Genomic DNA, 8,469 nt, shown 5'->3' on the forward strand with positions numbered 1-8,469 from the left:
GGCATCCGTCATGCGGAGAGCCGCTCCGGGTCCACCATCGGCGTCAGCGGGGCGCTCTACGCGATGCGCCGCTCCCTGTTCCAACCGATCCCCCCAGGTACCGTCCTCGACGATGTACTTGTCCCGATGCGCGTGGCCGCCCAGGGCATGCGCGTGGTCTTCGAACCGCGCGCCATGGCCTGGGACCAGCCCTCCCAGGTGCCCGAAGACGAACGCCGCCGCAAGATCCGCACGCTGGCGGGCAACTACCAGTTGATCCAGCTCGCACCCTGGCTGCTCCTGCCTTGGCGCAATCCACTTTGGCTGCGTTTTGTCAGTCACAAGCTGCTCCGGCTGCTCGCGCCCTGGCTCATCCTCACACTCACTGTGAGTACCGGGGCGTTGTTCACCCGGCACCCGATGTATGCCTTCGCCTTCTGCTGTCTCGTCGCCGGTGCGCTGATGGTCGGCCTCGCACGCCTGCGCCCCGCACTCGGCCGCCTGCTTCCCCTGCGAATCGCCGTGGCGTTCTTCTACCTCAACCTCTTCGCGGCGCAGGCCTTGCTGGCCTTCGCACGCAATCGAAGGCTGCACTTATGGTGATCGATATGAACGGTGGCGCTCCAGGCATCCGTGGCCGTCTCGGTGAACTCTGCTATTCCAGCGGCCTGCTGCATTCGCTGCAGCGGGTGCGTGCCTGGTGGCAGCGTGACCTGCGCATCCTCGCCTATCACCGCATCATGCCGCTGCCCGATCCGGATACTTACGAATTCGACCTCGAACTGATCAGCACGCCACCGGACCAGTTCCGCGAGCAGATGCTACGCCTGCGCAAGTACTTCCGGCCCATGCGCCTGACGGACATCGTCGCGGCGCTGGATGCCGGCGAAGCACTGCCGCCGGACACGGTCGCCGTGACCTTCGACGACGGCTACGACGACAACTATCGCATTGCCGCGCCGATCCTCGACGAGCTGGGCGTGCCGGCCACCTTCTTCCTCTCCACCGGACATATCGACAGCGGCAAGCCGTATGCCTACGACTGGCTGGTCCATATGATCCTGACCACCAGTGCACCTCGCCTCGTGCTCCCGGATCTGCAGATCGACGTTCCGCTTCCGCCCGACCGCGCTTCACGGCGACGCATCGCCGGCAGCATCCTGCTGAAGATGAAATGGCTGGATGCACTGGGCCAGACCGCCATGACCGACCGCCTCGAGTCCGAGTGGAACATGCCCTCGGCCCACGCCCGGCCGGTGGACTGTCGCCCCATGACCTGGAACCAGGTGCGCGAGATGGAAGCGGCCGGCCTCGAGTTCGGCTCCCACGGTGTGCACCATCGCATGCTCGCCCGGTTACCACCGGACGAGATGGAGCGCGAGATTCGCGAGTCGAAAGCCACGCTCGACCGCGAGCTTCGCAACCCGTCGATCCTCATGTCCTACCCCGTCGGTGGCGACCGTGCATACAACGACGCGGTGATCGCGGCGACCCGCAACGCGGGGTTCAAGCTGGCATGCAGCTACATCTGCGGGACCAATGCCGAGCCCTCCGAGAATCGCTACTCCCTCTACCGCCTTCCGGTCGAAAGCAACATGGGCCCGGGCTGGTTCGCCGCCATGCTCGCCCTGCCGCAGCTGATGAGCTACCCCACGCCGGCGCATGAGGCGAATGGCCCCAAGGAACAGGCATGTTCCCTCTGATCCTCCTCTACGTGGTACTCACGATCATCCGGCCGCAGGACTACCTGCCCGGGCTGGAGAACGTGCCCGTTCTTCCCGTCGTGCTTTTGCTCGCCTTTGCGTCATGGCTGTTCTCGAACACCAAGACGTTCGCCGCGCCGCAGTTCCTCATTCTTCCCGCCTTCCTGCTCATCCTGATGATCTCCGAGGTCACCAACGGCTGGACCGGCGGCGCGATCGATGAACTCGCGCGCTTCGGTCCGGTCGTGATTGCCTTCTTCATCTTCGGCGCAGCCTGTAACACGCAAAAGCGCGTCCGCGTTGCCATGGGCGTATTCGTCACCTGTGCCGCCGTGCTCGCCCTACACGGCGTCGAACAGTCGCGACTGGGTACGGGCTGGACCGGCATCCCACTGAGCGAAGGTGGACGCATCCAGTACGTCGGCATCTTCAACGACCCGAACGACCTCGGCCTGCTGTTCGCCGCCTGCCTGCCCATGTCGGTCTTTCTCGGCCGTCGCGGCACCGGGATGATGCGCCCCGTTTGGCTGGGAAGCGCCATGCTCCTGCTTTACGGCATCGTCCTGACCAACTCGCGCGGCGCCCTGCTCGCCGTGCTCATCATCGCCGGCTGCTACGTCTGGTATCGCAAGGGTATCGTGGTGGCGGGCATCCTCGGCGTGGTCGGCCTGACCGCCATGAAGCTTGTCTCCTCGCGCATGGACGAGCTCGACGCGGGTGAGGAATCCGCGGCCGGGCGTGTCGATGCCTGGTACGCCGGCCTCGAGATGTTCCGCGACAACCCCGCTTTCGGCGTGGGCGCCGGCAACTTCACCGAATACAACGAGCTCACCGCGCACAACTCGTTCGTGCTGGTCCTGGCCGAAACCGGCTTCGTCGGATTCGTGCTCTGGCTCGCTTTCGTCGGCTACGGCTTCTGGATGATGCTCACCATCCTCCGCCACGTGCGCGTCCCCGGCACAGACCCCAGGGTCGAAGCGGAGTGGGTGATGGAAAAGCAGATCGCACTCACCCTGCTGCTTTCGCTGTGCGGCCTGTTCGCCGCCGCCTTCTTCCTCAGCCGCAGCTATATGGTGGTGCTGTACCTGATCGCCGCCATGGTCGCGGGCCACTACATCGGCGCACGCAAGCGCTGGCCGGAACTGCCCTTCTTTCGTCTCTCCGACGGTGGATGGCGCTGGGTACCCGCCGCCGCAGGTAGCGTCGCCGCCCTCTTCGTTCTCGTCGCCGTGCTGCTGAGAACCGTATGAGCTTCTACGAATCCGCCCTGCGTAACGTCATCTGGCCCGCCTACGAAGGCGGCCTGCGTCGACGTGGCACGCCGCGACATATGCGACGTTACGAGAGCGACCAGTGGCTCAGCCGCGAAGCGATCGAAGCGCTGCAGTTCGAGCGCCTGCAGGCGTTGCTCGACTGGTGCTACCGCGAGGTACCGTTTTACCGCGAGCACTGGACGGCGCTGTGCATCGTACCGCGTGACATCCGGAGCATGGCTGACTTCGCGCAGTTGCCGGTGCTGACGAAAGCCGACATCCGCAACCATGCCGACGACCTGAAAGCTTCTTCGCTGAAAGCCGGCCTCGGCTACAAGGCCACCGGCGGATCGACCGGCGAACCGCTGCGCTTTGGCTTCACCCGCGAGAGCAACGACCGCCGCGTCGCCGTGATGTGGCGTGGCTATCGATGGGCGGGTTCACGCATGGGTCGACGCACACTCTTTCTCTGGGGCGGGCCCGTAGGTAACCCCAGCGCGAGTCATCAGCTGAAGGACCGCCTCTACAACACCGTGTTCGCACGGAAGCTGCTCGACAGCTTCCGCATGAGCGAATCGAACCTCGCCGACTATGYCGACGCGATCGACGCCTACCGTCCCGAAGTCATCGTCGGTTATGTCGGCCCGCTGGTGCGGCTCGCCGAGTGGCTGCTGGCGAACAACCGCCGCGTGGCTTCCCCCGCGTCGATCATCGGTGCGGCAGAGGCCCTGCATCCGTTCCAGCGGGAGATCATCGAGCGCGCCTTCGGCGCGCCGGCCTTCAATACCTATGGCTGCCGCGAGTTCATGCTGATCGCTTCAGAGTGCGAGCACCGCGACGGCCTGCACGTCAACGCGGACCATCTCGTGGTCGAGACACTGGATGCCTATGGCAAGCCGACAACGACGGGCAGCGGCGAGATCGCCATCACCGACCTCTACAACTACGGCATGCCATTCATTCGCTACGTCAATGGCGACATGGCCACCCACGCCGACGGCAAACCCTGCGCCTGCGGTCGCGGCCTGCCCAGGCTGGCATCGGTGGACGGACGCAAGCTCGACGCCATTCGTACACCCGCGGGCCACGTCCTGCCGGGAGAATTCTTCCCGCACATGCTCAAGGACGTGCCGGGCCTGACACGCTTTCAGCTGGTACAGCGCCGCCTCGACCGGCTCGACCTGTCGATCGTGCGTGGCGATGCATTCAACGATGAATCGCTCGATTACATCCGCCATGAAGTGGCCAAGGTGCTCGGTGAGAGCGCCGAGCTGCACTGCCACTTCGTCGACGATATCCCGCTGACCCGCAGTGGCAAGCTGCGCGTCACCGTCTCGGAGCTGACTGAGTGAACATCACCCACTTCGTCGAGAACCTCAATCGCGGCGGCCTGGAGCGGATGGTGCTCGATCTGGTCACGGAACAACGGCGCCTCGGCCACAAGGTGCAGGTGGTCTGCCTGTTCGAGCGCGGCTCGCTCGCCGGCGAACTGGATGGCCTCGGCATCCCGGTGCACGCCTGCCACAAACAGCCCGGCTTCGACCTTCGCGCCGTTGGCCGCGCCCGCGCTCACATTGCCGCGCACCACACCGAAGTGCTGCATACACACAATGCGGTGGCGCACTACCAGGCCGTGCTCGCCTCGGCCGGCATGGGCATCCGCCAGGTGGTCAATACACGTCACGGCATGGGCGGACAGCAGAAACCCAGTCGCCGCGAATGGCTGTTCCGTCGCGCCATGAAGGCGACCGATGCCGTGGTGGCCGTCTGCGAGGCCGCGCGCCGCGATGCGGTGCACCGCGGCATCGTACCGGCGGCGAAGGCTTGCGTGGTACCCAACGGTATCGTGCTTGGCGGCTTCGATCTGGCCTCGGACACGATGCACGAGCGGCTCACACGCATGCTCAACATCCCCACGGGCACGCGCATCATCGGCACGGTGGGCCGGCTCAACTGGGCCAAGGACCAGGCCAGCCTCATCCGCGCCTTCCGTGAGGTGCACCAGAGCCGCCCGGATACCGCCCTCGTCCTGGTCGGCGATGGCGAGCTGCGCGAGACCCTGCGTGCCTGCGCCTTCGATGAGGGCGTGGCCGGCGCCGTGCATTTCCTCGGCGACCGCAACGACGTACGCCAGTTGCTGCAGGGTTTCGACCTGTTCGTACTCTCGTCGATCACGGAGGGCTACTCGATGGCCCTGCTCGAGGCCTGCGCGACCGGCCTGCCGATCATCGCCACGGACGTCGGTGGCAATGCAGAGATCGTTCGCGACGACGCCACCGGACGACTGGTCCCCGCGGCCGATGCACCCGCCCTGGCCAGCGGCATTCTCGGCCTGCTCCACGAATCCCAGCGCGCCGCGTCGTTCGGCCGTGCGGCGCGTCAGTGGGTGGAAACCCATGGCTCGCTCGAAGCCATGGCGACGCGGTATGGAAAGCTCTACTTTKGCGACATGGAGGCGGTCTCATGAAGATCCTGGTCCTGACCAACCTGTTCCCCACGCCGTGGGATCCGCGCCGTGGCACCTTCAATCGCCAGCAGTTCCAGCGGCTGGCCGAGCGCCACGAGGTGGATGTCCTCACTGCCGTCGATTTCCGTGAACGCATGGCCGGCGCCCAGGGCACCGTGAACGTCCCGGGCGTCAAGCGCGACCATTTCACGTTCTATCACCCGCCGGGCATTGGCCGCTTCCTCAACGCTTTCTGCTTCTTCGCCAGCGTGATGTGGCAGCGCGGCCGCGAACTGCGCGCCGCGCGCTACGACGTACTGCTGGCCAGCTGGGCGTTTCCCGATGCGGTTGCCGGTGCCTGGGTAGCGCGACTGCTAGGCATACCCTATGTGGTCAAGGTGCATGGCAGCGATCTCAACGTGCAGGCCGAAGCCCGCCTGCGCCGCCCGCAAATTCGTGCGGCCCTGCGCGGTGCAGGCGCCGTGGTGGCGGTAAGCAAGGCCCTCGCGCGCAAGGCCGTCGAGCTGGGTGCGCCCGCGGAAGCCGTCGAAGCGATTTACAACGGTGTCGATACCCGCGTATTCAACCGCGGCGATCGCACCGCGGCGCGCCAACGGCTAGGCCTTCCGGCCGAAGTGCCCATCGTGCTCTACGCAGGTAACCTCAAAGCCACCAAGGGCTGTCACGACCTTATCGAAGCGTTCCCCATGCTGGTTAAGCGCCATCACGATGCACGTCTGATCTATGTTGGCGACGGCGCCTCACGAGCGAACCTCGAGGACCGCGCCGCCTCGCTCTGCTGTGCGCCGGCCGTGCGTTTCGAAGCCGCCGTGGACCACGCCGCGCTGGCCGACTGGTTTCGCGCCGCCGACGTGCTCTGCCTGCCGAGCCACAACGAGGGCGTACCGAACGTCGTGCTCGAGGCCATGGCCTGCGGCACACCGGTAGTGGCGACCGCCGTCGGTGGCATTCCGGAAGTGCTGCCGGAGACGGCGGGCATCCTCGTACCGGTCCATCAGCCCCATGAACTGGGCACGGCCCTGGTCGAAGTCTTCGAACGTCATTTCGATCCCGCCGTGATCGCCGCGCATGCGGCTACCTTCCGTTGGGACGAGAACATCGATCGCCTGGAGCACACGCTCCATCGCGTAGCCGCCGGCGAACCGGCACATCTTGGCGCCAACGCATGAACTGGAAACTGAAAAAACACGACTTGCTCGGCTTGTTGCCGGAGGCGCTCGTGCTGACGCGCACGCGCGACCATGACCTGCGTTATCTCAGTTTCGACGACGGTCCGGACCCTCAGCACACGCCCAGGCTTCTGGACACGCTGGCACGACACAACGTGAAGGCGAGTTTTTTCCTGGTCGGCGAGAAGATCGAGCAGTACCCGGAGATCGTCCAGCGTATCGTGGCGGACGGCCACATGATCGGCAATCACTCCTACAGCCATTGGTCCTTCACCAACATGGATCTGCGCAAGCAGCTCGACGAGGTGTACCGGACCGACGCGCTGTTGCGCCTGTTCGACAACCGGCCGCACCACCGGATGCGCCCCCCGCATGGATACGTCGGGGCAAAGCTTCTCCTGCATTTCGCGCGCCGCAAGCGCAGCTTCATTTACTGGTCGTACGACAGCCTCGACTACCAGGACCGCCCGATCGAAGCGCTCATCTCGCGCCTGCGCGACGACCCGCCCGCCGCTGGCGACATCGTGCTCATGCACGATGACAGCGACAAGGCCGCCGAGGCGCTCGACGTCATGCTGCCGGAATGGCTCGGCCAGGGCATTCGCTTCGGCGCCCTGCCCGGCAACGCCCCTTGAATATCCTCTACCACCACCGGACGCGCGGACGCCACGTCGAGGGCGTGCATATCCGCGGGATCGTGCACGCGCTCCGCGATCTGGGGCATGACGTATCGGTCATGTCGTTCCCCGGTGCCGATCCGGAACGTGAGGCGCCCGAGGCTGCCACCGGCGGACGCGGCCGTCTCGCAGGCCTGGTCACGAAGCTGCCAGGCGTGGTCTTCGAGATGTTCGAACTGCTCTACAACCTCGTCACGCTGGCCCGCATGCGCCGCGCATGGCGCACGCACCCGCCGAAGCTGATCTACGAGCGTTACTCGCTATTCCTCTTCGCGACGATTTGGCTGGCCCGTCGTCGCGGCATCCCGCTGGTGCTGGAAATCAACGATTCCGCCCTGGTCGATCGCGTGCGACCGCTGACCATGAAGGGTCTGGCGCGACGCATCGAAGGCTGGTGCCTGCGCCACGCCACCGGACTGGTCTTTATCTCCACCTACTTCCGCGACGCGGCCATCGCGGCCTACGGCGACATCGCGCCGTCGGTGATCTCACCAAACGCCGTCGACCTGTCTCGTTTCGATCCCGCGCGCTTCGACCGCGAGACGTTGCGCCACGAACGCGGGCTGAGCGGCCGCACCGTGTGCGGGCATATCGGCGCCTTCGCCCATTGGCATGGCGTGGACGACTTCGTCGAGGCCATCGCCAGCCGTCTTCACGACGTGCCGGAGCTGGCCCTGGTCTTCGTCGGCGACGGCAAGACGCTCCCCGCGGTGCGCGCCCTGGTCGCCGAGCGGGGCCTGAGCGACCGTGTGCTCCTGCCCGGCCGGGTGCCCCACGAGGACGTCGCCAGCTGGATCGCCTGCATGGACTATGCCGTGTTGCCGAATTCCAATCACTACGGCTCTCCCATGAAACTGTTCGAGTTCATGGGCATGGGCGTTCCCATGGTCGCACCGGATTACGCGCCGGTCGCCGAAGTGATCGCCGATGGCCGCACGGGATGGTTGTTCCCGCACGGCGACGCCGCCGCCTGCGTCGAGCGCGTGCTCAAGCTGGCCCGGCTGACCGATGAACGCAGGCGCGTGGGTCATGCCGCGCGTGACTACATCGCCAGCGAGCGGCAGTGGCGCAACAACGCCGAGCAGTTGCTCACCCTGGTGCCAGCCGGAGTCGCCGCGTGATCGTCCTCGCCCTGATCGTCTTTCTCCTGCTCGCTTTCGCCGCCGCGGTGACGGTGGCGATCCGCGCGCGCAACATGCAGTACTGGCTGTGGGGCTACCT

8 protein-coding genes are annotated in these 8,469 nt (G+C 65.8%); all 8 read left to right on the forward strand.

Going from position 1 to position 8,469, the window contains the following annotated elements:
* Positions 1 to 582 (forward strand): glycosyltransferase family 2 protein (locus AC1DT2_RS11185; protein WP_477296256.1); only part of this gene is annotated, 582 nt, incomplete at its 5' end.
* Positions 576 to 1,682: a polysaccharide deacetylase family protein gene (locus tag AC1DT2_RS11190; protein ID WP_477296257.1), complete on the forward strand. Its 1,107-nt coding sequence runs from the start codon at positions 576 to 578 to the stop codon at positions 1,680 to 1,682. The genes AC1DT2_RS11185 and AC1DT2_RS11190, both read left to right, overlap by 7 nt.
* A complete protein-coding gene (locus tag AC1DT2_RS11195) occupies positions 1,670 to 2,932 on the forward strand; it encodes an O-antigen ligase family protein (RefSeq protein ID WP_477296258.1) in 1,263 nt (420 codons plus the stop codon). The genes AC1DT2_RS11190 and AC1DT2_RS11195 overlap by 13 nt, the downstream gene beginning before the upstream one ends.
* A complete protein-coding gene (locus tag AC1DT2_RS11200) occupies positions 2,929 to 4,287 on the forward strand; it encodes a phenylacetate--CoA ligase family protein (RefSeq protein ID WP_477296259.1) in 1,359 nt (452 codons plus the stop codon). Before AC1DT2_RS11195 ends, AC1DT2_RS11200 begins: the two co-directional genes overlap by 4 nt.
* Complete coding sequence (locus tag AC1DT2_RS11205; RefSeq protein WP_477296260.1) at positions 4,284 to 5,402, forward strand: glycosyltransferase; 1,119 nt, start codon at positions 4,284 to 4,286, stop codon at positions 5,400 to 5,402. The genes AC1DT2_RS11200 and AC1DT2_RS11205 overlap by 4 nt, the downstream gene beginning before the upstream one ends.
* The gene (locus AC1DT2_RS11210; RefSeq protein WP_213947646.1) at positions 5,399 to 6,571 is read left to right on the forward strand and encodes a glycosyltransferase family 4 protein; all 1,173 of its coding nucleotides are present in this window, start codon (positions 5,399 to 5,401) and stop codon (positions 6,569 to 6,571) included. The genes AC1DT2_RS11205 and AC1DT2_RS11210 overlap by 4 nt, the downstream gene beginning before the upstream one ends.
* Entirely contained in the window at positions 6,568 to 7,206 is a 639-nt protein-coding gene (locus AC1DT2_RS11215) for a polysaccharide deacetylase family protein (RefSeq protein ID WP_063573659.1), read from the forward strand. The genes AC1DT2_RS11210 and AC1DT2_RS11215 overlap by 4 nt, the downstream gene beginning before the upstream one ends.
* The gene (locus AC1DT2_RS11220; RefSeq protein WP_477296261.1) at positions 7,203 to 8,369 is read left to right on the forward strand and encodes a glycosyltransferase family 4 protein; all 1,167 of its coding nucleotides are present in this window, start codon (positions 7,203 to 7,205) and stop codon (positions 8,367 to 8,369) included. The genes AC1DT2_RS11215 and AC1DT2_RS11220 overlap by 4 nt, the downstream gene beginning before the upstream one ends.
* Positions 8,370 to 8,469: the final 100 nt, after the last annotated feature.

The sequence above is a fragment of the Luteibacter sp. P4_E6 genome (genome assembly GCF_056401535.1).

Coding starts and splice junctions, on each gene's coding strand:
- AC1DT2_RS11210 (WP_213947646.1), top strand. CDS start 5,399: ATGAAGATCCTGGTCCTGACCAACCTGTTCCCCACGCCGTGGGATCCG.
- AC1DT2_RS11195 (WP_477296258.1), top strand. CDS start 1,670: ATGTTCCCTCTGATCCTCCTCTACGTGGTACTCACGATCATCCGGCCG.
- AC1DT2_RS11215 (WP_063573659.1), top strand. CDS start 6,568: ATGAACTGGAAACTGAAAAAACACGACTTGCTCGGCTTGTTGCCGGAG.
- AC1DT2_RS11190 (WP_477296257.1), top strand. CDS start 576: ATGGTGATCGATATGAACGGTGGCGCTCCAGGCATCCGTGGCCGTCTC.